Source organism: Nocardiopsis oceani, assembly GCF_054777395.1.
This window is the reverse complement of sequence record NZ_BAAHAR010000026.1, coordinates 39,194-64,600: the sequence shown is the minus strand read 5'-3', so window position 1 is coordinate 64,600 and position 25,407 is coordinate 39,194. Positions and strand designations below refer to the sequence as shown.

Genomic DNA, 25,407 nt, shown 5'->3' with positions numbered 1-25,407 from the left:
GATTTCCGAGTTGCGCACCCGCAGTTCCACGGTGTTTCCGTCGGCGCGAACGTCGGCGCAACCACTGGGCGGGCAGCTCGCCTAGTCGGGAAGCTCACCCAGGCCGAAATACGGCAGGCAGGGCTCCAGGCCCTCGACCTCCACCGGAACCGAGCGGTGCTTCTCCCATTCCTCCCTGGTCAACCGGTACAGGGTCTCGCTGACCTGTCTGTCCCGGACCGCGACCAGCCTGGTCCCGTCCGGCCGGTACCCCAGCTTCCGCGACACCCTGTGCGAGGCTTCGGTGGACTCGAAGGCCGCCGATACCGCAGCGTCCGCGCCCAACCCTTCGAAGGCCAGGTGCAGGACGGCGGCCCGCATCTCCGTGCCGAGCCCCCGGCCCTGGTACCGCTGGGCAAGCCACGAACCGGTCCCCACCTGGCGGGCCACCCCGAAGTTCTTCGCCCTCATGTCCTGGATGCCGATGACGGTGCCCTCGTGCACGACGACCCCGTTGAACGTCCAGTCCTCCGGCGTCCAGGAGGCCATGGAAAGCCAGTTGTGCTGTAGGACTCCCCTGGCCAGAGGGCCGGGCGCCTGATCGGTCCACGGGTGGATGAAGGGCATCTCCGGGGGGTCGTGGACACCGCTGAGCGCGGCCTCGGCCAGCTGGGCGAGGTCGTCGTCCGACGGCATCCGCAACTGCAGGCGGGGCGTGTTCAGGCGCAGTCCCAACGGGGGAAAGTGGTCGGCGATCATGTCCCGATTCTGGTCGCGCGGTACCCCGATGTCACCCGGATTTCCCGCGGTCCCGGCCCTGCTCCGTCCCGCTCTGGACGACAGCCACGGCCGCGGTGGTCAGCGGGTGATCTCGTCGATGACCGCGGCGAGTTCCCGGGCGGCCCGGCCCTCTTCCCGAGCCGCACGTGCCTGCCCGGCCCCGGACTCCGCATCCCCCGTGGTGTCCCGGACCTCCCAGCCGCGCATTCCGGCCAGGTGTGCGGGGTGCGCGTAGGCGCGGTCGGAGAGCAGGTAGCCGCACGGCGCGTCCGGCCAGTCCGGCACCGTGGGCAGGCGCTCGGTGCTGTAGGAGGCGGGCTCCCCCGGCCTGGGCGGAAGCCCGGTGAGCTCCTGGTTGCGGGAGATGTCGTCGCGCGTCGGACTGCCCGGCTGCGGCAGCGGCGCGTCCACCAGCACGTAGCCGAGCACGGGACGGTGGGCGGCGCGCTGGGCCGCGCCCACCGCCCCCAGGAGCGGCCCGGCGTCGCCTTCGGCGACGAGCACCGTCCGGGAGTCCGCGCCGACCAGCCGGTTGACCTCGAGACTCGCCCTGGCCACGTATCGGGCAGCGTGGGGAGCGGTGTCGTCATCCGGGATCTCGGGGAACACCGGAGTGTGCCCCCGGGCGGTGAGCTCCTCCGCTGCCCTTGGCAGGGAGAAGGGGGTTCGGAGGGTGGGGGGTAGCAGGACGACGATCACGCGGGGCCGCTCCCGCGGGTCTCGTCACGGACCCAGTCCAGGTATCCGGGGTTGCCGCCCGTAACCGGGACGGCCACGACCTCGGGGACGTCGTAAGGGTGGACCTCGACCACGTGTGAGACGAGATCGTCCAGACGGTCGGCCGCGGTCTTGATCACGACCATCCACTCCTCGTCGGACTGTGTCTCGCCCTCCCAGCGGTAGAAGCTGGTAATGGGTCCGCTCACCTGGGCGCAGGCCGCCAGCCGGCTCCCGATCACCGAGGCGGCCACCTCCTCGGCTCCCTCACGGCTGTCGACGGTGGTCTCCACCCGGACGGTCTCGGCTGGCTCGTGCATGGTCACCCCATCTGACTCGGGTTCTGGCTGACTCGGGTTCTGGTTGGCTCGGGTGCCTGGTTCGGATCGCCTGAACAGGACCGCGCCGGTCCGCGCGGCCCCGCCCGGTGTTCTAGGCTCACTGGTCATGAGCGAACGTGATGAACTCCTGCGTCAGGTCAACGATAAGGCGGTCGTGCGCGGGAAGGTGACCCTCTCCTCCGGCAAGGAGGCCGACTACTACGTCGACCTGCGCCGGATCACCCTGGACGGCGAGGCGGCCCCGCTGGTCGGCTCCGTCCTGCTGGACACCGTCGCGGACCTGGAGTTCGACTCGGTGGGCGGCCTGACCCTGGGCGCGGACCCGGTGGCCTCAGCGATGCTGCACGCCGCGCACGCCCGGGGCCGGGCACTGGACGCCTTCGTGGTCCGCAAGGCGGGCAAGGCGCACGGCCTACAGCGCCGGATCGAGGGCCCGGACGTGAAGGGGCGCCGCGTGCTGGCGCTGGAGGACACCTCCACCACGGGCGGTTCGGTCATGACCGCCGTGGAGGCGCTGCGCGAGGAGGGCGCCGAGGTCGTGGGCGTCGCCCTGATCGTCGACCGCGGAGCGCGCGGGCGGCTGGAGGAGGAGGGCCTGGAGTACCGGCCCGTCTTCGAGGTGTCCGACCTGGACGTGTGATCCGAAGGCTGGTCCGAGGGCCCGAAGGCCGACCCGGTGGGCTCGTGAACGCTCCCACCGGACGGCCGGGGCCCAGGGGCCCCAGGGCTTTCTCAGGTGTCCTCGGGCTGGAGGGTGAAGCTGTAGTCGGACTCGTGCTCTGAGATATCGCGCTGCTCGCCGCTGACGTAGACCTCTACGGCGGCCGGGTCGGCGATGGTGACCTCGAGGCCGTTGTCGTTGTCGGGGTAGTCCACCGAGCTGCCCTGGCTGAGTTCCTGGTCCAGGAGCACGTCCCCGCCGGGGACCCGGACGAACACGTCGCTGGACTCACCCACCACCCGGATGTGCAGGACGCCCATGTCTTCGGCGTCCGCCCCGTCGGCAGCGGCCTCTGAAGCGTTGGCGCTGACACTGGCGTCGGTCCCCGGAAGCGATCGGTACAAAAAGTACCCACCGAGGGCCACCAATGTGACCAGGAGCATGACGACCCCGACGATGGCCATCACCTGGCCGACGCCGCGCGGATCATTCCTATGCCTTCCCACGGCGACGAATGTAGCGTGTATCACGGCAAAAAGCGACAGCAGTCGACTGCAAGGTGCCGCTTTCCCGCAATTCGTACATATGCACGCAGACCCCCTTGTCACTGCCGACACCCCGCCCCATCTGCTCCTTTGAAGCCCCGTAGGCTGCGGGTACGTCGCGGATCCGGAGCATTTTGGTCTAGACCTTTCCAAGGGCTCCGGCTATTCGGGATACTTGGACGACACCTGGTGGACGCGTCCGGCGTACGACCTTGCTCAGGGACCCCCTGACGACCGGTCCTCCACCGGGGAACGCACGTGGGGTGGCGTCGGCGACGGCAAGCGCCGACGGCCGCTCGCTCCAGGCCGAACCAGGGAGAGTCAAGCCATGCCCATCGCCAGCCCCGAGGTCTACACCGAGATGCTGAGCCGCGCGAAGTCCGAGGGCTTCGCCTACCCTGCGATCAACGTGACCTCCAGCCAGACGCTGCACGCCGCCCTGCGCGGTTTCGCCGAGGCCGAAAGCGACGGCATCATCCAGATCTCGACCGGCGGCGCTGAGTTCCTCTCCGGCGCCTCGGTCAAGGACATGGTCACCGGCTCGGTCGCTTTCGCCGAATTCGCCCGCGTCGTCGCCGCGAAGTACCCGGTGAACATCGCGCTCCACACCGACCACTGCCCGAAGAACAAGCTCGACGGCTTCGTCCGCCCGCTGCTGGACATCTCCAAGGAGCGCGTGGCCAAGGGCCAGGAGCCGCTGTTCCAGTCCCACATGTGGGACGGCTCCGCCGTCGAGCTGGAGGAGAACCTCCAGATCGCGGACGAGCTGCTCGCCGCCTCCAAGGCCGCCCGGACCATCCTCGAGATCGAGGTCGGTGTCGTCGGAGGCGAAGAGGACGGCATCGTCGGCGAGATCAACGAGAAGCTGTACACCACCCCGGAGGACGCCCTGCGTACCGCCGAGGTGCTGGGCCTGGGTGAGAAGGGCTACTACATGACCGCCCTGACCTTCGGCAACGTGCACGGCTCCTACAAGCCCGGCTTCGTGAAGCTGCGCCCCGAGGTCCTGAAGAACGCCCAGGAGGCGGTGGCCGCCAAGCACGGCAAGGCGAAGGCCTTCGACTTCGTGTTCCACGGCGGCTCGGGCTCCACCCTGGAGGAGATCCACGAGGCGATCAGCTACGGCGTCGTGAAGATGAACATCGACACCGACACGCAGTACGCCTACACCCGCCCGGTCGTCGACCACATCCTGAAGAACTACGACGGTGTGCTGAAGATCGACGGCGAGATCGGCAACAAGAAGGCCTACGACCCCCGCGCCTACGGCAAGGTCGCCGAGGCCGGCATGGCCGCCCGCGTGGTGGAGGGTGCCCAGCACCTGAAGTCCGCCGGCAACAAGATGAAGTAGGACCCCGGCCGCCGCCCGCGGCGGCCTGACCGACGGTGCCCGGCCGGCCCACCCGGCCGTCGGGCACCGTCGCTCTCCGGTGGCAGGATGGGGGCATGAACCTGCACCAGAACCTGCTGAACGAGCCGCCCGAGACGCGCCTTACCGACGACCCCGAAGCGCGCGACGCCCTGGCCGCGGCGGACGACCCCACCCCGGTCGCCGGCCGTTTCCCGACCTACTCCGCCGCCTGGGCCCGCCTGGCCGAACTGGCCTTGGCCGACGGCCAGCCGGTGGCCGCCTACGCCTACGCCCGCACCGGGTACCACCGCGGGCTCGACCAGCTGCGCCGCTCGGGTTGGAAGGGCCACGGCCCGGTCCCGTGGGAGCACGAGCCCAACCAGGGTTTCCTGCGCGCGCTGCACGCCCTGGCCAAGGCTTCGGAGCAGATCGGCGACATCGAGGAGGCCGAGCGCTGCTCCACCTTCCTGCGCGAGTCCAGCGCCGAGGCGGACCGGGTACTCAACGGCTGAGGCCGCCGGGCCTCAACCGAACAGGGTGTGCGGGTCTCCCGGGTTCCACGAGCGGACCGGGGAGGCCCGCTCTTCCCTGAAGCCGGGGAGGCCCGCTCTTCCTGGGAGTCCGAGAAAATCCCCGCACACAAAGCACCCCGGAACCGTGTGGCGCACGTGCCACACCGCCCCACTTAACCCGGATGCGCAGGTCGTGTACGCTCAATACGCAACGGCCCCTGTCGCTGCCTTGCGCCAGGGGTTTATCCATGTTCGGGGTCGGAAAAGCCCCGGTCAGGTGTCGAGCGAAAAGGTAGAGACCAATGCCGGCGATCACGCTCGTGGGTGCCCAGTGGGGCGACGAGGGCAAGGGCAAGGCGACCGACCTTGTCGGTGACCAGGTGGACTACGTGGTCCGTTACCAGGGCGGAAACAACGCCGGACACACGGTGGTCATCGGCGACCAGAAATACGCCCTCCACCTTCTGCCCTCCGGCATCCTCTCCCCGAACGTCGTGCCGGTCATCGCCAACGGCGTCGTCATCGACCCGGGCGTGCTCTTCGAGGAACTGCGCGGACTGCAGGAGCGGGGCGTGGACACCTCCCGCCTGCTCATCTCGGCCAACGCGCACCTGATCATGCCCTACCACCGGGCCCTGGACAAGGTCAGCGAACGCTTCCTCGGCAAGGGCAAGATCGGCACCACCGGACGCGGCATCGGCCCGACCTACGCCGACAAGGTCACCCGCCAGGGCGTGCGCGTGCAGGACATGTTCGACCCCAAGATCCTGCGCAAGAAGATCGAGCTCGCCCTCCACGACAAGAACCAGCTCCTCACCAAGGTGTACAACCGGCGCGGCCTCGACGCCGAGCCGATCATCGAGGAGTACCTGGGCTACGCCGAGCAGCTGCGCCCCTACGTCGCTGACACCTCCCTGGTCCTCAACAAGGCGCTGGACGAGGGCAAGACGATCTACCTGGAGGGCTCGCAGGGCACGCTCCTGGACATCGACCACGGCACCTACCCGTTCGTCACCTCGTCCTCCCCCACCTCGGGCGGAGCGGCCGCGGGTTCGGGCATCGGCCCCAACCGCATCAGCAAGGTCGTGGGCATCCTGAAGTCCTACACCACCCGTGTCGGCTCCGGCCCCTTCCCGACCGAGCTCCTCGGCGAGCAGGGCGAGTGGCTGCGCACCCAGGGCGGCGAGTACGGCGTCACCACCGGCCGCGACCGCCGCTGCGGCTGGTTCGACGCCCCCATTGCCCGCTACGCGACCCGGATCAACGGCGTCACGGACTTCTTCCTGACCAAGCTCGACGTGCTCACCGGCCTGGACCGCATCCCCGTGTGCGTCGCCTACGAGGTCGACGGCGTCCGCCACGACGAGATCCCGATGACCCAGACGGACTTCCACCACGCGACGCCGATCTACGAGTACTTCGACGGGTGGTCCGAGGACATCACCGGTGCCCGCAAATTCGACGAACTCCCCGAGAACGCGCAGGCGTACGTGCGTACTCTTGAGGAGATGGCGGGGGCTCCCATCTCCGCCATCGGTGTCGGACCGGGTCGCGACGAGACGCTTCAGCTGCGCCCCCTGGTCTGACGCTCGGAACCACACGTCCTTCCTCCAGACACAGAAGAGGCCCCCACCAGTGAAAGCCCTCGTTCTCGGCGGCGGAGGCCGCGAGCACGCACTCGTCCGCGCTCTGTCCCTTGACCCGGGCGTCACCAGCATCCACAGCGCTCCGGGGAACCCGGGGATCTCCGACCTGTCCGAGAATCACGTCCTCAACGTGACGGACGGGCTCGCCGTGACCGAACTGGCCGCGCGCATCCGCGCCGAGCTGGTCGTGATCGGCCCGGAGGCCCCACTGGTGGCAGGGGTCGCCGACGCCCTGCGCGACCGCGGCATCCCGGTGTTCGGCCCCGACCAGGAAGCTGCCCGGCTTGAGGGCTCCAAGGCCTTCGCCAAGGAGGTCATGGAAGCCGCCGGGGTACCCACCGCCAAGGCGCGCGTGTGCCGCAACGCAAGCCAGGTCTCCGAGGCCCTCGACGAGTTCGGGGCCCCCTACGTCGTCAAGGACGACGGTCTGGCCGCGGGCAAGGGCGTCGTGGTGACCGAGGACCGCGCCGTTGCCGAGCGGCACGCCCGGGAGTGCGGCCGGGTCGTCATCGAGGAGTTCCTGGACGGCCCCGAGGTCTCGCTCTTCGTGCTCACCGACGGCGCGCACGCGCTGCCGCTGCTGCCCGCCCAGGACTTCAAGCGCGCCTACGACGGCGACCACGGCCCCAACACCGGCGGTATGGGCGCCTACGCCCCGGTTCCGTGGGCCCCGGCCGGCCTGGTGGACGAGATCATGGAGTCGGTGGTCCGGCCGACCGTGTCCGAGATGAACCGCCGCGGCATCCGCTACCAGGGACTGCTGTACGTGGGTCTGGCGCTGACCTCCAAGGGTCCGCGCGTGGTGGAGTTCAACGCCCGGTTCGGCGATCCGGAGACCCAGGCGGTGCTGGACCGCCTGGCCACCCCGATCGGCGCGGTACTGCAGGCCACGGACACCGGCGGCCTGGGCGCGATCGGCTCGCTGAACTGGAAGAAGGGCGCGGCAGTCTCTGTCGTGGTCGCGGCCGAGAACTACCCGGGCGACCCGGTCAAGGGCGACCTGATCGGCGGCTTGGAGGCCGCGAACGCCCTCGAGGGCGCCTACGTCCTGCACGCGGGCACCGCCTGGGACGGCGTGCGCGACATCAAGTCCAACGGCGGCCGTGTTCTGAACGTGGTCGGTACCGGGGCGGACCTGCGCCAGGCCCGTGAACGCGCCTACGAGGCCGCGAGCCTGATCGAACTGCGCGGCTCCTTCTACCGCACCGACATCGCCGAACGCGCTGCCGCGGACGTCTGACACCGCGCGGGTCCAACACCGGGGAGTATCACCAGATGAGTGGCTTCGTCACCGTGCCCGAACCCGTCGAGGTTCCGGGGCTCACCCACCTGCACACCGGCAAGGTGCGCGATCTGTACGCGACGGCCTCGGGTGATCTGGTCATGGTGGCCAGTGACCGGGTCTCAGCGTTCGACTGGGTACTGCCCACGGAGATCCCCGGCAAGGGGCGCCTGCTCACCCAGCTGTCCCTGTGGTGGTTCGAGCGCATCGGTGACCTGGTGCCCGGCCACGTCCTCTCCGACGTCCCTCCCGAGGGCTCCCCCGCCGACTGGGCGGGGCGCACGCTCATCTGCCGTCGGCTGGACATGGTGCCGGTGGAGTGCGTGGCCCGCGGCTACCTGGCCGGCTCCGGGCTGGCCGAGTACCGGGTGGACGGCACGGTGTGCGGGGTACCGCTCCCCGACGGCCTGGTCGACGGCTCGGAGCTGCCTGAGCCGGTCTTCACCCCCGCGACCAAGGCCGAGGTGGGCGACCACGACGAGAACGTGCCGTTCGCATTCGTGGCGGAGCGGCACGGTGAGAAGCTCGCGGCGGAACTGCGCGACCTCACGCTCGCCGTGTACCGGCGCGGCCGCGACGTGGCGCGGGAGCGCGGCGTACTTCTGGCCGACACCAAGTTCGAGTTCGGCAGAGACGCCTCCGGCGGCCTGGTCCTGGCCGACGAGGTGTTCACCCCCGACTCCTCCCGCTACTGGCCCGCTGACGAGTGGGTTCCGGGCCGGGCGCAGCCCTCGTTCGACAAGCAGGTACTCAGAGACTGGTTGACCTCTTCGGCGTCGGGGTGGGACCGGGCCGCGGAGACGCCGCCGCCCCAGCTTCCGGACGACGTGGTGGAGCGCACTCTGTCCCGTTACACGGAGATCTACGAGCGTCTGACCGGGAACAAACCCTCCCTGTAAACCAAGTCGCGCAAGTGATTCCGCGCACGAGGTCGCCGATCGGGCCCCGGAAGCACGTATGGTGGTGGAGTCGTATGCAACACCGGAGTAACGGACACCCCTGCGTACGGCCCCTGGTCTCTCCCTCCGGCGCCATGCCTCTTTGGCCGTTTGGCGGGACTCTATCCGCGATCTGCGGGTATACCACTTTCTGGGCCGGCTGGCGCGCGTAGTTGCTATAGAGTCATCGCGAACCGACCGGTTTACTGGCCGTGCAGGTCACACGCAAGTTGGTCGCAACGTTCCAGGGGAATCCCGCGTCTAAACGCACATAGGTGAAACCCGACGAGGGTGACCTTTCTACACATCTGCCTCACGAAGGAGCACATGAGCATGGGCCAGGAGGTTCGTTACCGCGTCCGCGGCGGACGCCCCCTCAGTGGTACGGCGTTCATCCAAGGCGCGAAGAACGCCGTCCTGCCGATGATCGGGGCCGCCCTGCTGGCGGCCAAGGGCCGTACTGTGCTGCGGAACGTCCCGGTCATCGAGGACGTCTACCGCGCACTTGAGCTCGCCGAACACGTGGGCGCGAAGGTGTCATTCCACGAGGCCGAGCGCACCGTCGTCATCGACGCGTCCGGCCTCAACGACCCCGAGCACGCCGTTCTGCCCGCCGACATCGCGGCCCGCTTCCGCGGCTCCGTTCTCTTTGTCCCGGCGCTGATGCACCGCACCGGTCAGGCCCGCATCGAGGGCGTCGGCGGCTGCAACCTCGGCAGCCGCAACCTCGACTTCCACTACCGGGGCTTCGCCCGGCTGGGCGCCAAGGTCACCGAAGACGCCGAGCTCAACCACATCAACGTGGAGGCCAGCGAGCTCCGCGGCGGGCACCTGTACCTGGACACCCCGTCCCACACCGGCACCGAGAACCTCATCATGGCCGCGGTGCTGTCCCCCGGGACCACGGTGATCGAGCACGCGGCCCTCGAGCCCGAGGTCATCGACGTCATCGACTTCCTCACCGCCATGGGCGCGAAGATCAGCGGTGGCGGCACCGGCCTGATCACCGTCGAGGGCGTCGAGGAGCTCACCGCCGTCGAGCACACCATCATGGCCGACCGCATCGACGCCGGTGTGTTCGCGATGACCGTCGCCGCCACCGGTGGCGAGGTCAGCCTGGTGGGCGCCAACCTGGACCACCTGGGTGTGGCCCGCTGGAAACTCGAGCAGATGGGTGTCGGCTTCTCCCAGGAGGGCGCCGTCCTGCACGTCCAGCGGGACCCGTCCGTGCCGCTGCGCCCGATCAACGCGGTCACCTCGCCGTTCCCGGGCTTCGCGACCGACCTGCAGTCACCGCTGATGGCGCTGGCCACCCTCGCCGAGGGTGAGAGCTACATCCACGAGGCCATCTACGACGGCCGCTTCGCGCTGGCCGACGAGCTCAACAAGATGGGCGCCAAGATCGAGGTCGAGGGCACCCGCGCCATCGTGCACGGTTCCACGAACCTGCGCGGCGCCGAGGTGGTCGCGCACGATCTGCGTACCGGTGCGGCCCTGGTTCTCGCCGGACTGGTCGCTGAAGGTGAGACAATCGTGGCGCCCGGTTATCTCGTGGACCGCGGTCACGCTCAGTTCGCATCGCGCCTCGCCGCGCTGGGGGCTGACGTGGAGCGCGTCAGCGTCTCGTAGGGGCTGTAAGCGCAGTTCGAGCCGGGGTGGGGGGCCTCCTCCCACCCGGGCTTTCAGCGTTGATATGGAAAACGATCTTCTTTGGCCCCGCACAATGGGTACGATCTCGGCAATCATGCCGTGACAGAGATCGGGTCGGGAAACCAGTGGGCGCACATAGTGAAGAGCGTGGAATGGTAGCGGGGAGCAACCCGAGGTGAGTGCCCAGCGTACTGGCGATTTGACGATTGGCGTCATAGGTCCCCATGAGATGGTCGAACGGGTCATGCTCATGGGGCCCGGGTCCACAGGACCCCTCAACGCCAGACTGATCGCCGCCGCGTACCGAGATGAGCAAGAGGCGACGGACAAGGTCGTCAGACTGGGTTCGGCGATCGATGCCTACCTTTTCGCCAGCCCAGTCCCTTACGAGTTCGCGCGTAAGGCGGGTGTTCTGACCATGCCCGCGACTTTCGTGCCACTCGGCGGGGCGAGCCTGCACGAGGCCCTGCTCCGAGCGACCCTGGACGAGCGGTACGACCCGACCAGAGCAAGTCTGGACGTACTCGGCCGATCCGACGTGGTGGAGGCCTACTCCGAGGTCGACCTGCCCGTGGACGGTATCCACGTGCACGAGGAACTGACCAACACCGCCCAGCTCACCTCCTTCCACGAAGGGCTGTGGCGGCGCAAGGCCACCAAGATGGCGATCACCTGCGTGCGCGGGGTCGCCGAGCGGTTGGAGGCCATCGGCGTACCGGTGATCCGGCTCCGTCCCACCAACGCGGGTGTGCGCAGCGCACTGCAGACCGCCGGCCTGCTGGGTGCGCACCACCGTTTGGAAGAGGCCCAGCTCGGAGTGGTCGTCGTGGACGTTCCCACGTTGCGCGACTCATCCCGGCGGTCCACACCCCGTTACTGGCGCGAGGAGTTGCGGCTGTCCCTGCACCGCCTGCTGCTCCAGGAGGCGCACCGGATCAACGCGACGGCGCACCGGCTGGACGACCACTCGTTCATGGTGACCGCCACGCGGGGTTCCCTGGTCACCGCGACCGAGGGTTTCCGGCAGCCGCCCTTCGTCGAGCGGATCAAGGCGGAGCTCGGCATCGCGATCGAGGTGGGCATCGGCATGGGCCGGACCACCCAGGACGCGGAGTCGCACGCCCGTGCCGCGCTGAACCGGGCCCAGGCCTCGAGGCAGAGCTTCGCGGTCGACCGTGAGGGCCGTTCGCTGGTTCCGGCGCAGCGTGCCCCTGCCCGGCAGTCTTCCGAGCCCCTGCGCACCAAGGGGCGCGAGACGCTGGTCCGGTTGTCGGAGAAGATCGCCGAGGAGGACGGTCCACTGGTCGTGGACGCGGAGAACGCGGGGCGCATGCTCGGGGTCACCTCCCGGACCGCGCGCCGACTGCTCCGCACACTGGTGGAGGAAGGGCTGGCCTGGCCCCTGCCGCCGAACCGCACCCTCCAGCCGGGCCGTCCGCGTCAGCTCTACCGGCTGATCGTGGAGAAGCTGGACAAGGACGCCGCGGGCAAATAGCCCGCACGCTCAGTGGCCCCGCACGTGCAAAGGCACGGTGCAGGCGCACGGGGCGAAAGCCCGCCCGACGGGGGCGGCCCTGCGCGGGGCCGCCCCCGTCGGCGTGTCGGGACCCCTCCGTCAGCGCCGCTTGGAGTAGGCGGTCGCCACGGACAGGAACACGTCGTTCTCCTCGGGGGTGCCGAGGCTGACCCTGGCACCCTCACCGTCGAACGGGCGCACGGAAACGCCCTTCTCGGCGCACGCGGCGGCGAAGTCCGTGGTGTCCTCATCCACGCGCAGCCACACGAAATTGGACTCGGTGGGGGGAACTGTCCACCCGGAGGCCATGAGGGCGTCACGGACGCGCTCACGCTCCTTTACGGTTGCCGCGACACGCTCCAGGAGCTCCTCCTCGGCGTCAAGGGACGCGATCCCGGCCGCCTGGGCGAGGTGGTTGACCGCGAAGGGCACGAGCGTCTTCTGGGCCGCGGACGCCACGTGCGGGTGGGCGACGACGAAGCCAAGGCGCACGGCGGCCAGACCGTAGGCCTTGGAGAAGGTCCGCAGGACCGCGACGTTGGGGCGGCCGCCGTACAGGTTCAGGCCGTCGGGGACCTCGGGGTCGCGCACGTACTCGCGGTAGGCCTCGTCGAGGACGACGAGCACGTGGTCGGGGACCCGGTCGAGGAAGTCGACGAGCTCCCGCTCCCGGACCGCAGTGCCGGTCGGGTTGTTCGGGTTGCACACGATCACCATGCGCGTCTTGTCGGTGATCGCGGCAAGCATCGCCTCGAGGTCGTGCGTCTCGTCCACCAGCGGCACCCGGACCGACGTGACACCGGAGAGCTCGGCCAGCACCGGGTAGGCCTCGAAGGAGCGCCAGGCGTAGACGACCTCCACACCCGGCTCCCCGACGGCTGCCAGGAGCTGCTGGAGCAGGCCTACGGAACCCGCGCCGAGCGTGACGTGGTCCTCAGGCACCCCCAGGTGTCCGGCCAGCTTGGCGACGAGGTCCGTCGCTCCCGGGTCCGGGTAGCGGTTCAGCTGGGCCGTGGCCTCCGTGATGGCCTCACACACGGACGGGAGCGGGCCGTACGGGCTCTCGTTGGAGGACAGCTTGATGGAGCGCCCGTCGGGTCCGACGACCCTGAGACCGGGCTTGTAGGCGGGGATGGTTTCCAGGACCGCCCTCAGATATGGCGATTTCGACTCCGACACCATTGTCCTTCCTCAATACTTTGTGCTAACCCCGCGACACTCTCAGCAATGAGAGGTCCGGGCCGGTCACCGCTCCAAGCGGAAATATCGCACAAACGAGGAGATACCACCATGCGTTTGCGTCATAGTCCCGCCCGCTCCGCACGAACCGTGGTCCTGCCCGGCGCGATCGCCGCGGCGGCCGCGGTCACGTTGGCCGCCTGCGGCGGTGACGCCCAGGAGCAGAGCGACGACCCCAACGCGGAGGCGGCCGCGCAACTGCACGACGCCCAGCCGCTGAACGTCCAGGACGCGACCCTGCTGCCCGAGAGCAGCGAAGCCGGAACCTATTCCGAGCTTGTCACAGTGGAGTACTCGGAAGAGGTCCGGGCCACCACCGAACTGGACAAACCCGAGTGTGTGGACGCCGCCAACCGCTGGGGCGACCTGGACACCGTGCAGGACGCTCCCGCCTCCGTGGCCGCCTACGAGTGGGAGGAGGGCGCCGTCTCGCACATCCTGGTCGAGCTCGACGAGGACAGCGCCGCCGAAGCCCTGGCGACCGAGCCGCCGGAGACCTGCTCCGAGTACACCGCGACCTACGAGGACGGGAGCAGCTCCGACTACGGCGTCGCCGACCTGGACGTACCGCAGGTCGGCGACGAGTCCCGCGCCTTCACCATCCAGGTGAGCGACGACGACGGCGAGAACAACATGTACACCGTGATGTACCGGAACGGCGGCATGCTGGGCACCACCTCCGTCATGGGCCTGGGCGAGGCCGAGGACTACACGGACATGCTGGTGGAGTTCAGCGAGGCCGCCATCGAGCGCCAGGGACAGATGCTCGACTAGGCGGACGGGGCGCCGGACCGAGCACCGGCCCCGGATTCCCCCGGCAGCTCCTTCGCGAGGGTCCCCGGCTTCGCCCCGCCCCGGCCGTCGGCCTCGTCCAGCTTGGCCGCCTGGCGGGGCCGGGGCAGCCTGCGCGGCGGCCCCTGGAGGTCGAGCGTGGTCACGGCGCCGAAGGAGGCGACCACCGTGCCGCTCTCCCGGTCGAGGAGGACCGCGCGCACCCCGGTGTGCCGAGGCCCGCCGATCCGCACCGCGTAGACCACGTCCACACGGCTGCCGTGGCGCAGGCCGTCGTAACGGAGGAAGCGCCAGCAGCCGTGGCGCCAGGTCTCCTCGGGCTCGGTCCTGAGCATGACCTTGGCGTTGGTGCGCCAGACCTCGCTCCGGCGCAGGCGCCGGAGCGTGCGGCTTTGGGAGACCTCGCGCAGCGCACACGGCTCTCGGGTGCCGGCCCGGGACAGCACCTCGCGCAGTTCGGGACTGAGCAGGGCCAGCAAGAGCAGCTGCGCGACGATGACCGCCCCGTGGACGGGCGTGAGCGCGGCAGCCACCTCCCAGCCCGCGGGCGCGAGCCCGACCGTCGCGGCCGCCGCCACCGCCAGAAGCGAGGCGCGGGCCAGCGTGCGCCAGCCGATCGGTGCCCGGCTCAGCCCGCCGAAGCAACCGCAGCCCGCTTCGGGATCGCGGCGCCGGGCCACCAGCAGTACACCCACGGACCCCGCGAAGAACAGGGCGGTGAGAACACGGGCCGCCTCACCGAGGAGTCCGGTCGCGGTCAGCAACGCCACCGCGAGCGCGGCCTCCAGCAGGCAGGTGGCGAGCGTGGCGGGTCGGCGCAGCCGCTCGGGCAACAGGACGGCGGCTCCCGTGCCCGCGGCCTGCGGGCTGGCCTTCGCCGCCGCTCCCAGTAGGAGCAGGGCGGCCAACAGCGGGAGCTGGACCTCGCGGACCGCTTCGAGGATCTCCGGGAACATCGGTCATCCCTCCTGGTTCGCGACGGTCATGGTCGCGTTGAAACAACCCGCCTCCAGCCGCCCTCCGAGGGCGACGAAGGAGGTCATGGTGAGGGAGGCGAGCCGACCCGCGCTCTGGTTGCCGCAGGACGGACACAGGTCGCACAGCCAGCTGTCGGCTGCAGCGCAGTCGACGACGGGGACGACCGCGGTGTCCCGTGTGCAGTCGTTGCGCAGGCTGAGCGTGGCCCCGGTCGACAGCAGCGCCAGCGGCACGCAGGGGGTACGCCGGTCGCACCGTCCCTCGTGCCCCACCGGGTCGAGGGACGGGTAGGCGGCGCCATGGGCGAGGGCCCGCGGGTCGAGGTGGCTGGCACGCCCCCAAGCGGGGTCGTACCAGGTGGCGATACCGGTGACGGTCGTGGAGTACTGCCTGGTGGGCGGTCGGCTCGGGGTGGAGTTCAGCGGGTAGGGCGGTTGGGTGGTGGCCGGTCGCGCCGCCCAGACCTCGCCCTCCCGCCAGACACCCACCGCGTCGAACAGGTAGCCGGCTTCAAGGCGGGGGTGCCGGACGGCGATACGCCCGGAGGTCCGGTAGGGCAGGACCACGGTCAGTCGGGGGCGGCCGTGCCCGGGGTCGATCCGCACGCTGTCCCCCTCGCGGTCGACGATGACACCGGTGGCGCGGGCGGTCTGGGCCCAGACGCGCTCGGCGACCAGGCGGCCGTCGCGCGAGCACAGCACCACCGCGTCGTCACCGGGCCTGAGCTCAGTCGGAGCGGCCTCTCCGCCGCGCCAGAAGGTGGTGACCCTCTCGTAGAGGAAACGCTCCTCCCCCTGCGGTGTGGCCAGGCAGAGCATGTACGCCGTGGCGTCGACGACCACGCCGCGCGCGACACGGTGGTGGACCGGTGTGGGTTCGGGCGCGGCCTCGGCGCCGAGCACGGCAGCCGTGAACCGCCTGCGTTCCCGCCCTCTGTCCGTCATCAGTGGCATGTCCTTCGCGCCCCCTTGCCGCCCGACTCGTCCGTCAGTGCCCATTGTGACCCGCGCCCACCCGAACGGCCGGTCACACGCCGACCACGCACTCGTTCGTGTCGGTGACATGCCCTGGGCATTACACCTCGCAGACAGTGCACGGCGCGGTTTGTCGGCACGTGGCGCCCATGTTCCTGGGGATTTGCGTTCTCTGTGTGAGAGTGAGGGATAAGGGCGGCCCGGTGCCGCGGACACACAGCAACGGCGTGCGGGTCACCGCCGCACGCCGCGAAGGTCGGTGGTCGACGTGTCGGGAACGACCCGGACCCCCAGGTCCGACGAGTTCAGCCGCTACGTGTCCGAGCGCGGACCGGCCCTGCTGCGCATGGCCCGCTCCCTCACCAACAGCCACGCCGACGCCGAGGACCTCCTCCAGGCCGCGCTGGTCAAGACCTTCCTCGCCTGGGGCCGCATCGCCAACCCCAAGGCCCGCGACGGCTACGTCCGCCGCGCCATGGTCAACACCCAGATCTCCGAGTGGCGCCGCAAGCACCTGGACGTGTACCCCACGGATGAGATCCCCGAGCAGCGCGTGGACGACCCCACGTGGCGGAGTGACCTGGCCGACGTCGTGGGCCGGGCCATCGAACGCCTCCCGGAGCGCCAGCGCACCACCGTGCTGCTGCGCTACTACGACGACCTCACCGAGGCCCAGATCGCCGAGCGGATGGGCGTCACCATCGGCACCGTGAAGAGCGCGCTCTCCCGCGCGGTGGAGAAGCTGCGCACCGACGCCGACATCATCATCGAACGCACCACCACCTGAGCCGCCCCGCCGGTCGACCAGGCCCCGACCGGGCCACCAGGTTTCCCTGGGCCTGTGTGGCACCCGTGTGTTGCGGACAGCGACCGGCCAGCCATGGGCGCGCCCCACCGGCGCTTTGCGCGCGGCCGATTCGTACAGGTATTCGGATCGCGACTATCCCCTCGATTCCGCTCCGCTACTCCATGCCCTGTTCCCCGCCCTGCCGCCACTCCTGCCCGCCGGACCGCGATCCGGTCCGTCCGCAACCGTCGCCCCTTCCCCGCGGCGTCGTGCCCCCGGGTGATGATCGGCACCGCCCGAGCCCGCTCCGACCTCCAGGAGGAACCGCCGTGCGCACCACTCACACCCCCATGGACCGAGGGCCGGAAACTTCCGAGGAAGGGATCGACCTGCCCGAACTCGCCCCACCCAAGTGGCACCGGCACAGCAGCGCTGTAGCCGAGGCCTCCTGGTACCGGATCGCCCGCCGCATGCCGACACTGGTCGGCCAGGCTGCCGCCCTGGCCTGGCGGAGCGGCCCCCGCGACGTCGTGGCCACCGTCCTCTTCAACGTCGGCTCCGGTGCCGCCACCGCCTGGGCGCTGATCACCACCACCTCCGTACTCGCCGAACTCTTCGCGGAGGTGCCCACCCATGACCGGGTAGCCGCGGCGCTCCCCTCCCTGGCACTGCTCGCCCTGGCGCTGGTCGCCCGAGGCGGCTGCGGTGCCCTGGCCGGCCGGGCTCAGGCCCGGCTGGCCCCCAAGGTGGTCCTGGCCGCCGAGCGGCGCCTGCTGCTGGACGCCACCTCAGTAGAGCTGCGGGCCTTCGACGACAGCGACTTCCACGACCACCTGTTCCGCTCCCACACCCGGGGATGCGACGAGGCGGGCGCCCTGGTCCGGCAGACCGCCGACCTGCTCACCGGACTGGTGGGCATCGTCGCCGCGGCCGGGGTCCTGACCGCCCTGCACCCGGTCCTGGTCCCGCTCCTGCTGCTGGCGATGGTGCCCCAGTGGTGGGGTGCGGCTGTCGCCGCGCGGATGCGGTACCGAATGATCCTCGCCTTCACCGAGGGGCGCCGCCGAAAGTACATGCTCGAACAGCTCATGACCGCCCGGGAGAGCGCGGCCGAGGTGCGTTCGTTCACGATGGAGCGCCGCCTGCTCGTCGAGTTCGACCGCATCGCCCACCGTGAGCTGGACATCCACTTGGGGCTGGCCACGCGCCAGTCCGCCGTGCGCCTGGCCGGGGACACCGCGAGCGGGCTCGTGACGGCGGCGGTGTTCGCCGCGCTCGCCGCGCTGCTGGTCCAAGGTGTGGTGCCGATCGCGGTCGCCGGGGCCGCCGTCGTCGCCGTACGGGTGGCCCAGGGCGCGCTGAGCAACGCCCTGTACGCCGTAACCAGCGTGTACGAGTCAGGGCTGTACTTCTCCGACTTCGTCGCCTTCCAGAACGAGGCCCGCACCAGGCTGCCGCGCCCAGGACTGGCGCCCGCCCCAGCGGAGTTCGAACGCATCGAACTGCGGGACCTGACGTTCCGTTACCCCTCCGGGGAGGGACCGGCCCTGGAAAACGTGCACCTCACCCTGCACCGGGGACAGACCGTGGCGCTGGTCGGGGAGAACGGTTCGGGCAAGAGCACGCTGGCCAAGCTGCTGTCCGGGCTGTACACGCCCCAGCACGGCAGCGTGTGCTGGGACGGCACCGACCTGGCCGGGGTGGACGGGGTGAGCCTGCGCGGGCGAATCTCCGTGATTGCCCAGGACCACACGCACTGGCCGCTGACCGCGCGCGGCAACACCGTCATGAGCAGCACCGACTGCCCCGAACGCTTCGCCCGCGCAGCCGGGGCCGCACAGGCCGACAGCGTGGTCGCGAACTTCCGGAACGGCTGGGAGACGCTCCTGGACAAGCGATTCGCCCACGGCGTCGAGCCCTCCGGAGGACAGTGGCAGCGGTTGGCCGCGGCCCGCTCCTTCTACCGGGGTGACGACGGCACCGAGGTCCCCCTGCTCATCGCCGACGAACCCACCGCCGCCATGGACGCCCGCGCCGAGCACGGCTTCTTCGCCTCCGTGCACGCGCATGCCCGCCGTACCGGCGCGACCGTCGTGTTGATCACGCACCGGCTGGCCTCGGTACGGATGGCCGACCACATCGTGGTGCTCGACAAGGGACGTGTGGTCGCCCAGGGCACCCACACGGAGCTGATGTCCGAGGACGGCCTGTACCGGGAACTGTGGGAACTCCAGGCCAGTGCCTACCGGACCCCGCCCGCACCGCGGAAGCGCACCCCCTGACCCCAGGTGGGAGGGGTGGGCACGCGTCCGGCCCCTCCCGTCCAGGACATTCGTTTTGCGCAGTCCCCCCGCGCTCTGTAGGCTGGTCGCAGCCAGGAGGATTCGCCTAGAGGCCTAGGGCGCCGCACTGCTAATGCGGTTGGGGAGCAATCCCCTCGAGGGTTCAAATCCCTCATCCTCCGCGCTCAGACCCGGGACCTGCGCACAGCGCGGGCCCCGGGTCTTTTTGTGCGGGTAGAACGGGCACAGGCGCAGGGTCCCCGGTTCGCTGTCAGGACCGCGGGGTCGTCCCGCCCCCGTCCGGGGGTCCGAGTGTGGCGATGATGGCCGCCGCCTCGGAAAAACCGAAGGCGGCGATGGTCTGGGCCTTCAGCCGGTCCAGGACCGGGTCCGGCTCGGTGCGCACCTCGGCGAAGGTCCCGGGATCGGAGAAGAGCTCCAGGGCGTGGGCGAGAGCGGCGTCCTGTTCGGGGGACAGGTCAGCACCACTCTCCCGGTACCGGGTCACGTGCTCGGTCCACAGCCGGCTACGCACGTCAGGCGACAACTCGGCGAAGATCGCCCGTCGGTAGTCCATGGAATGGGCCGAGAACGCGTCATAGGTCTCGGGCAGGCGATCGCGGTGGGCCTCGATCCACGCCTGGACCTCGCCTCCTTGGCGGCGTGGCTCTTCGGGTCTCTCCGCCATCATCCGCCTCCTCGTGGGAATCGTTCACGTCGGCTTCTACCTACCCGCACTCAGATTCCATGTACGGCGGCCCCGGCTTCCGACCATCCCGGGTTGAGGAGCTGGTAGAGGATGTGGTCCTGCCACTCTCCGGCGATCCTGAGGTACTGGGGCGCAATCCCGTAGGGCGCGAACCCGTTGCGGGTCAGGACCTTCTGCGACCCCGTGTTCCTGATGAGCGTCTCGGCCTGGAGACGGTGGAGCCCCAGCTGTTCGAAGGCGATGTCCTTGGCCTCGGACACGGCACCGCTGGCCAGACCCCGACCGTTGTGCGAACTGCCCACCCAGTAGCCGATACTCGCCGACTGGAAGGCACCCCGGACGATGTTGTTGATGTTGAGCCGACCGACGATCCGCCCGCCCGGCGCCAGGACGGCCAGCGGAACACCGCTGCCGTCCGCGTGACCCCGCAGCGCCCGTTCGAGAAGGGTCGCCTGCCACTCGCCGGTGAAGTAGTTGTCGCTGTGCAGGGGTTCCCACTCCGCGAGGAAGCCGCGGTTCTCCGTCAGTACCTCGGCGATCTCCTCCGCGTCGTCCAGTGTGACCAGCCGTGTGAAAGTCAACCGATGCCCTTTTCCGATGAGGTTGTCCTGCAGAAAGCGGCGGAGCCCACCGCCGCGCGGGCCGAAGACCCCCGGTCGCCCACAGCCACGAGTATCCAGCCCGGAGAGCCGACTAACCGAAGCCGCCCTCCGGGTCGGGGCCGCGCAGGCGCGACACGGCCAGCGGGACCCAGCCGAGCAGGGTGACCCCCGCGCCTACGGCCAGGGCGGTACGCACGTCCCAGACCTCGGCCACGGCACCCGCGTACAGGGCACCGACCGTGACGGCACCGGTCATCAGGAAGCGCATGGTCGCGGTCATCCGGCCCAGCATCCGGTCAGGGGTGAGTCGCTGGCGCAGGGTCGTCTGGATGACGTTGACCGTCCCGATCCCGAACTGGGAGAACGCCCAGACAACGCAGACCGCCCAGAAGTTGGCAGCGGTCAGGAAGGGCACCGCGAGAGCCCCGATACCGGTCGCGGCCGCGGACAGGACGAGAGCCCGGCCGGAACCGAACCGCTTGGTGAGGCGGGTCGAGACCACCGACCCGATGAGGACCCCCGCCGCACCGATCATGAAGAACAGGCCCGCCCGGCCCTCGTTGAGCCCGAGGTCGCTGACGACCAGGACCGGCGCCATGACGATGAGCGGGCTCAGGCCCAGGTTGAGCACCGTCGCGGACAGGGCCATCGGGCGCAGGAGCTCGTGGCCGAACACGTACCTCAGGCCCTCGTTGATCTCCCCGAGGAGGCGGCGGTCACTCGGAGCGGGACGCGGTTCGCGGACCCGGATGGCGGCCGTGGCCAGTGAAGACGCGCACTGGGCCAGGCCGTCGAGCAGGACGACGACGGGCGCGCCCAGGAACTGGACGAGGTATCCGCCCATCCCGCGTCCGGCGAGGATCGACGTGGAGTTCACGCCGGTGAGCGCGGCGTTCGCGGGCATGAGCCGCTCCCTGCCGACGAGGACGGGCAGGAACCCCTGCTGGGCGATCCGGGAGAAGAGTGCTGCGGCCCCGCCCAGGAGGGCGCACACGTAGAGCTGGGTGAGGGTGAGTACGTCCAGCACCCAGGCGAGCGGGATCGACAGCAGGATCAGGCCGTGCAGGAACTGGCTGACGACGATCACCGGCCGGCGCCGGAGGCGGTCGCTCCACACCCCGGCAGGCAGGCCGGTGACCAGGTAGGCGGCGGTGGTGAGGGCGCCCAGGAGACCCACCTGTCCGGGGGTGGCGTCCAAGGTGAGAACCGCGAGCAGCGGCAGCGCCAGGGCTCCGACCTCGGTACCCGTGTCGGCCATGGTCCGGGCGGCGAAGAAGCGGCGGAAGTGGGCGGACGCGAACGGTCCGCGCGTGGGTTCGGGGGCTGTCGTGGTCATACCGGGCATGGTGCGGCGCCGTACGACCGGTGCACCATGGGTTCGGACATGGCCGAACCGGAGGCGCGATGATCGAACTGACCTTCAGCACCGAAGAGATCTCCGGCAGCCGGTTCGCCGTGTCCCCGGTGTGGGAGGTCGTGGCCGCACGCATCCAGCTGACCAGGGCCGCGCCCGACCCGGTGCACCGGGTGTGGGCCGGAGAGGTCACCGACCGCGTGCGGTCCGAGGAAAGGGCATGGCCCCTCTTCGCCGAACTGGTCAGCCCTGGCGCACGGCTCGTGCCAGCCCTGGTGTGTCCGGTGCCCTCGCTCGCCATGCCCGACCTGGCGGTGGACTTGGCGTCGGTGCGCGCCCAGTCCGCGGAGTTCGTGCGCGCCTCACTCGAGTTGGTTCCCAACGCCCGCGGCCCCGAGGTGGACCGGCTGCGGGCCAACCCGGAGGACGGGTTGCGGCGGTTGGCCGACGAGATCGAGGCGTACTGGGAGGTGGCGCTCGCCCCCTACTGGCCCCGCGTGCTCTCGCTGCTGGAGGGCGAGGTGCTGTACCGCGCACGCCGCCTGGCCGAAGGCGGGGTGCGGCACGCGGTCGCCGACCTGGATCCGCGGATCCGCTGGCGGGACGTGACGCTCCGGATCCCGAGCAAGATGGCCGACGGTCCGCGCGACCTGCGAGGCGAGGGCCTGGTGCTGACACCGTCGGTGTTCGTACATCCGGGCGTCTGGCACATCCTGTCGCCGCTCGCCCCGCCGACCGTGCGCTACCCCGCGCGCGGTGTGGGCAACCTGTGGGAACGGCGGACGTCCTCCGTGCCCGAAGCACTGACCGGCGTACTCGGCCGGACCCGGGCGCTGCTGCTGTCGGAACTGGACACCCCCGCGAGCAACGGCGACCTGGTCCGGCGCACCGGGCGGTCGAAGGCCGCCGTGTCGGAGGCGCTAACGGCGCTGCGCCGGGCGGGCGTGGTGAGCGCCCACCGGACCGGCCGTTACGTGCTCTACGCGCGTACCGGCGTCGGGGAGAGCCTGGTCGACGGGGTTCGTCCCGGCCCTTGAACAGCCCGCGTCCCGGCCCGTTCCGAGGGGCGGGCTTTTCGGTGCCGCCCCCTCGGGTAGGGCGGCACCATGATGGAGCGCCTACCCCCGGGACCGGACCTGATCACCCGCCTCCAACTCGACGCGCTGCGGAACCCCAGGCGGGGAGCGATCTACCACGGGGTGCTCACCGGGACGCTCTTCGGCCTGTTCATGGGCATGTTCACGCTGCTCATGGGCCACGCCCGGCCTCTGGAAGCCGTTGTGATCTTCGTGATCATGGGTGTGTTCTTCGGTCTGGCGATGGGTCTCTCGACCCGGATGGGGGGCGGGGTCGAGCAGCATTTCCCGATCGGAACCGACCCTCAGCAGGCCGTGGACGCTTCCGAGCTTCTCCTGCTGGGGCGGCTCGGGAACGACCCGGTGACCAACGAGCTGGCCCGCAAACAGGCCGAGTCGGTACTGGCCTCCCGCGTGAGCCCGTGGATCCTCGTCCCGTTCTTCCTACTGCTCTGGCTCGCCTTGTGCGGCGCGGCGGTGTGGACCTACCTGAATCAGGGACGGGAATTCCCCTTCGCCGTTCTCACGCTGGTGACCGTTCTGATCCCGTTCTCCCTAGCGGCTACCGTCCCCTGGGGTCTCAGGTACCGGCGCCGGGTCCGCGCGTTCCTCGCCGCCGCACGGAATCAGAAGGAGGCCGAGTGAAGCGAGCGTCAGAGCAACCTCCGCAGTACGACCTCCAGACGCGCGCCCTGTTCCACAACGTCCGGCACCCCAGGCGGCACGCCCTCTACCAGGGTGTGGTTGCCGGGGCATTCTTCGCGACCATGATGGGCGTGACCATCTACGGATCGGGGCGCCTGTCCGCAGTGGTCGCGGTTCTGGCGGCTCTAGCCTTGGGCGCGGTCTTCGGGTTCGTCATGGGTTACGTCTTCCGGAGCCAGAACCGGGACATGGCGGTAACTCTGGGGTTCCCGGTCGGCACCCACTCTGAGAGGGCGGTGCGCGCCTACGAACTCCTGCTCCTGGGCCGTCCCGGAGACGACCCCGTGACCAACGAGGTCGCCCGCAAGGGGGCGGAGAAGACCTTGGCCTCACGCAGCGGCGCTTGGTTCACCGTCCCGTTGTGCCTGGTGATCGCCGTCCTGGTCGCCGGGATGGGGGTTCGGCAGTACCTCGACCCCGGGCCCGTGTTCCCCAGTGTCTTCTACTGGGTGCTCAGCGTGCTGCTGGTGGCGGGGGCCGCGATGTCGGTGCCGTTGAACGCCCGCCTACGCCGTCGGGCACGCGGTTTCCTGCGCGGGATGGAGGACCGTGACCGCGCCGGGTGAGGCAAAGAACAGTGCAACCTCGGCGCGCCGATGTTTGGTCCGCCCGGTGAACGGCCAGGTGGGGGGCGAGGACCAACCACAGGGGGAACACCATGGCTCAGGAAACACCGGCACTCCGCGTCTTCGCCTCGCCCGACCGCTACGTGCAGGGCCGGGGCGCGATGGAGCGGCTCGGCGTTCTGGTGGGAAACCTGGGGAAGAAGCCCCTGGTGCTCACCGACGACGTGGTCCGGGACCTTGTCGGCGCCACTCTGGAGCGCTCCTTCGAGGAGGCCGGGGTCGGCCTGGCCTTCGAGCGCTTCGGGGGTGTCCCCACCAAGGCCGAGTCCGAGCGCGTCGCCGAGGTCATCGACCGGAACGGCCACGACGTGATCGTGGGCCTGGGCGGGGGCGCGGCGATCGACGCCGCGAAGGCCGCGGGTGACAACGCCGGGGTGCCGTGGGTGAGCGCAGCGACAGTCGCCTCCACAGACGCGCCCACCTCGGCGCTCTCCGTGGTCTACACGGAGGAGGGAGCCTTCGAGGCTTACCGCTTCTACGACCGCAACCCCGCGCTGGTGGTGGTCGACACCCAGCTGGTCGCGCAGGCACCCGCGAAGTTCCTCGCCGCAGGGGTCGGCGACGCCCTGGCCACCTGGATCGAGGCCCGTGCGCTCCGGGGCACCGACGCCCGAAACATGGTCGACGGACTCCCCACCCGGGCGGGGACCGCCCTGGCCCAGCTTTCCTGGGACATCCTGTGGGAGTCCGCGCTGCCCGCACTGGACGCCGTGGAACGGGACCTGGTGACGCCGGACGTCGAGGCGGTCGTGGAAGCCACCACCCTGCTGTCCGGCCTGGGTTTCGAGTCGGGAGGCCTCGCGGCGGCACACGCGGTGCACGACGGACTCACCGCGGTCGACGAGACCCACCACATGGCGCACGGCGAGAAGGTCAACATCGGTTCGCTCACCCAACTGCTCCTGGAAGGCGCGGCCACCGCGGAGGTGGAGGAGTTCGCCGAGTTCACCGCCCGAGCGGGCCTGCCCACGACGCTCACCGAGGCAGGTTTGGGCGATGCCGACGACGCCCTGCTGGACCGCGTCGTCGAAGCCGCGATGGCCCCGGAGGAAACCATCCACAACCTGCCGTTCGCCCCGTCCCACCGGGACGTACGGGACGCGCTGCGGGCGGTGGAGGGCGTCGGCCGCCGAGTGCGCGAGCGCGCTGGTCTGGGCGGCCCCGAGACCCCCTGAACCCGCACCGGAAACCATTATTTCAACCTTTGAACGGTTCGAATAACAGGACTATTGCGAAAATGAATCGATCGGGAAATCGACGTCGGTGACATTAGTCACGACCAGCCACTCTGAACGCCCTGTGGTTCACATCACTCGGAGTTACGCCGCAAAATGGTCAGGATCCACCAGATCCAACACCATCGAT

General features: G+C 70.0%; 25 protein-coding genes and 1 tRNA gene. 16 read left to right on the top strand and 10 right to left on the bottom strand.

The window, feature by feature from the left end:
* Positions 1-81 precede the first annotated feature (81 nt).
* The 3 genes from ACYVDG_RS16905 to cutA form a co-directional block, all read right to left on the bottom strand.
* The gene (locus tag ACYVDG_RS16905; protein ID WP_460753033.1) at positions 82-738 is read right to left on the bottom strand and encodes a GNAT family N-acetyltransferase; all 657 of its coding nucleotides are present in this window, start codon (positions 736-738) and stop codon (positions 82-84) included.
* A 99-nt stretch (positions 739-837) separates the two neighbouring features.
* Positions 838-1,458, bottom strand: coding sequence for a hypothetical protein (locus tag ACYVDG_RS16900; RefSeq protein ID WP_460753029.1), 621 nt, complete (start codon positions 1,456-1,458; stop codon positions 838-840).
* Positions 1,455-1,796, bottom strand: coding sequence for a divalent-cation tolerance protein CutA (gene cutA, locus ACYVDG_RS16895; RefSeq protein WP_460753024.1), 342 nt, complete (start codon positions 1,794-1,796; stop codon positions 1,455-1,457). Before cutA ends, ACYVDG_RS16900 begins: the two co-directional genes overlap by 4 nt.
* Positions 1,797-1,923: 127 nt before the next feature.
* Here cutA and pyrE point away from each other — a divergent pair, with 127 nt between their 5' ends.
* The gene (gene pyrE, locus ACYVDG_RS16890) at positions 1,924-2,457 is read left to right on the top strand and encodes an orotate phosphoribosyltransferase (RefSeq protein WP_460753020.1); all 534 of its coding nucleotides are present in this window, start codon (positions 1,924-1,926) and stop codon (positions 2,455-2,457) included.
* Between the two features lie 92 nt (positions 2,458-2,549).
* On the opposite strand, the gene ACYVDG_RS16885 is transcribed toward pyrE, so the two are convergent.
* Entirely contained in the window at positions 2,550-2,942 is a 393-nt protein-coding gene (locus ACYVDG_RS16885) for a RodZ domain-containing protein (protein ID WP_460753163.1), read from the bottom strand.
* Positions 2,943-3,351: 409 nt separating this feature from the next.
* Between ACYVDG_RS16885 and fbaA the strand changes: the two genes are divergently transcribed.
* From fbaA to ACYVDG_RS16850, 7 genes are all read left to right on the top strand, one after another.
* Entirely contained in the window at positions 3,352-4,374 is a 1,023-nt protein-coding gene (gene fbaA / locus ACYVDG_RS16880; RefSeq protein WP_460753015.1) for a class II fructose-bisphosphate aldolase, read from the top strand.
* A gap of 95 nt (positions 4,375-4,469) precedes the next feature.
* A complete protein-coding gene (locus ACYVDG_RS16875) occupies positions 4,470-4,886 on the top strand; it encodes a DUF3151 domain-containing protein (protein WP_460753012.1) in 417 nt (138 codons plus the stop codon).
* Positions 4,887-5,188: 302 nt separating this feature from the next.
* On the top strand, positions 5,189-6,472 hold the full coding sequence (locus tag ACYVDG_RS16870) for an adenylosuccinate synthase (RefSeq protein ID WP_460753009.1): 1,284 nt from the start codon (positions 5,189-5,191) through the stop codon (positions 6,470-6,472).
* A gap of 49 nt (positions 6,473-6,521) precedes the next feature.
* Positions 6,522-7,772: a phosphoribosylamine--glycine ligase gene (gene purD / locus ACYVDG_RS16865; protein ID WP_460753006.1), complete on the top strand. Its 1,251-nt coding sequence runs from the start codon at positions 6,522-6,524 to the stop codon at positions 7,770-7,772.
* A gap of 35 nt (positions 7,773-7,807) precedes the next feature.
* Positions 7,808-8,713, top strand: a complete 906-nt coding sequence (locus ACYVDG_RS16860; protein WP_460753003.1) for a phosphoribosylaminoimidazolesuccinocarboxamide synthase — start codon at positions 7,808-7,810, stop codon at positions 8,711-8,713.
* 372 nt (positions 8,714-9,085) lie between these two features.
* Positions 9,086-10,381, top strand: a complete 1,296-nt coding sequence (murA, locus tag ACYVDG_RS16855) for a UDP-N-acetylglucosamine 1-carboxyvinyltransferase (protein WP_460752999.1) — start codon at positions 9,086-9,088, stop codon at positions 10,379-10,381.
* Positions 10,382-10,631: 250 nt separating this feature from the next.
* A complete protein-coding gene (locus ACYVDG_RS16850; RefSeq protein ID WP_460752996.1) occupies positions 10,632-11,897 on the top strand; it encodes a transcriptional regulator in 1,266 nt (421 codons plus the stop codon).
* A gap of 120 nt (positions 11,898-12,017) precedes the next feature.
* On the opposite strand, the gene hisC is transcribed toward ACYVDG_RS16850, so the two are convergent.
* A complete protein-coding gene (hisC, locus tag ACYVDG_RS16845) occupies positions 12,018-13,100 on the bottom strand; it encodes a histidinol-phosphate transaminase (RefSeq protein ID WP_460752993.1) in 1,083 nt (360 codons plus the stop codon).
* 108 nt (positions 13,101-13,208) lie between these two features.
* Here hisC and ACYVDG_RS16840 point away from each other — a divergent pair, with 108 nt between their 5' ends.
* On the top strand, positions 13,209-13,931 hold the full coding sequence (locus ACYVDG_RS16840) for a hypothetical protein (RefSeq protein WP_460752988.1): 723 nt from the start codon (positions 13,209-13,211) through the stop codon (positions 13,929-13,931).
* Here ACYVDG_RS16840 and ACYVDG_RS16835 read toward each other — a convergent pair.
* A complete protein-coding gene (locus ACYVDG_RS16835; RefSeq protein ID WP_460752984.1) occupies positions 13,928-14,905 on the bottom strand; it encodes a MauE/DoxX family redox-associated membrane protein in 978 nt (325 codons plus the stop codon). The genes ACYVDG_RS16840 and ACYVDG_RS16835 overlap by 4 nt on opposite strands.
* A 3-nt stretch (positions 14,906-14,908) precedes the next feature.
* The gene (locus ACYVDG_RS16830) at positions 14,909-15,871 is read right to left on the bottom strand and encodes a hypothetical protein (protein WP_460752981.1); all 963 of its coding nucleotides are present in this window, start codon (positions 15,869-15,871) and stop codon (positions 14,909-14,911) included.
* Between the two features lie 289 nt (positions 15,872-16,160).
* On the opposite strand from ACYVDG_RS16830, the gene ACYVDG_RS16825 reads away from it, so the two are divergent.
* From ACYVDG_RS16825 to ACYVDG_RS16815, 3 genes are all read left to right on the top strand, one after another.
* Positions 16,161-16,688 carry a SigE family RNA polymerase sigma factor gene (locus ACYVDG_RS16825; RefSeq protein ID WP_460752978.1) on the top strand — a complete coding sequence of 176 codons (528 nt, stop codon included), beginning with the start codon at positions 16,161-16,163 and terminating at the stop codon, positions 16,686-16,688.
* 350 nt (positions 16,689-17,038) lie between these two features.
* Entirely contained in the window at positions 17,039-18,970 is a 1,932-nt protein-coding gene (locus ACYVDG_RS16820) for an ATP-binding cassette domain-containing protein (RefSeq protein WP_460753161.1), read from the top strand.
* Between the two features lie 95 nt (positions 18,971-19,065).
* Positions 19,066-19,152 (top strand) — tRNA-Ser (locus ACYVDG_RS16815).
* An 89-nt stretch (positions 19,153-19,241) separates the two neighbouring features.
* Here ACYVDG_RS16815 and ACYVDG_RS16810 read toward each other — a convergent pair.
* The 3 genes from ACYVDG_RS16810 to ACYVDG_RS16800 form a co-directional block, all read right to left on the bottom strand.
* Positions 19,242-19,658 (bottom strand): bacteriocin fulvocin C-related protein, encoded by a 417-nt coding sequence (locus tag ACYVDG_RS16810; protein WP_460752975.1) that lies wholly within the window; start codon positions 19,656-19,658, stop codon positions 19,242-19,244.
* Positions 19,659-19,708: 50 nt separating this feature from the next.
* Entirely contained in the window at positions 19,709-20,260 is a 552-nt protein-coding gene (locus tag ACYVDG_RS16805) for a GNAT family N-acetyltransferase (protein WP_460752971.1), read from the bottom strand.
* Between the two features lie 112 nt (positions 20,261-20,372).
* Positions 20,373-21,617, bottom strand: a complete 1,245-nt coding sequence (locus ACYVDG_RS16800; protein WP_460752968.1) for an MFS transporter — start codon at positions 21,615-21,617, stop codon at positions 20,373-20,375.
* Positions 21,618-21,685: 68 nt separating this feature from the next.
* Between ACYVDG_RS16800 and ACYVDG_RS16795 the strand changes: the two genes are divergently transcribed.
* The 4 genes from ACYVDG_RS16795 (at position 21,686) to ACYVDG_RS16780 (ending at position 25,217) form a co-directional block, all read left to right on the top strand.
* Positions 21,686-22,672 (top strand): ArsR/SmtB family transcription factor, encoded by a 987-nt coding sequence (locus ACYVDG_RS16795; protein WP_460752965.1) that lies wholly within the window; start codon positions 21,686-21,688, stop codon positions 22,670-22,672.
* Positions 22,673-22,741: 69 nt separating this feature from the next.
* Positions 22,742-23,356: a hypothetical protein gene (locus ACYVDG_RS16790; RefSeq protein ID WP_460752961.1), complete on the top strand. Its 615-nt coding sequence runs from the start codon at positions 22,742-22,744 to the stop codon at positions 23,354-23,356.
* Positions 23,353-23,982 carry a hypothetical protein gene (locus ACYVDG_RS16785; RefSeq protein WP_460752958.1) on the top strand — a complete coding sequence of 210 codons (630 nt, stop codon included), beginning with the start codon at positions 23,353-23,355 and terminating at the stop codon, positions 23,980-23,982. The genes ACYVDG_RS16790 and ACYVDG_RS16785 overlap by 4 nt, the downstream gene beginning before the upstream one ends.
* Positions 23,983-24,074: 92 nt before the next feature.
* Entirely contained in the window at positions 24,075-25,217 is a 1,143-nt protein-coding gene (locus tag ACYVDG_RS16780; protein ID WP_460752952.1) for a glycerol dehydrogenase, read from the top strand.
* Positions 25,218-25,407: the final 190 nt, after the last annotated feature.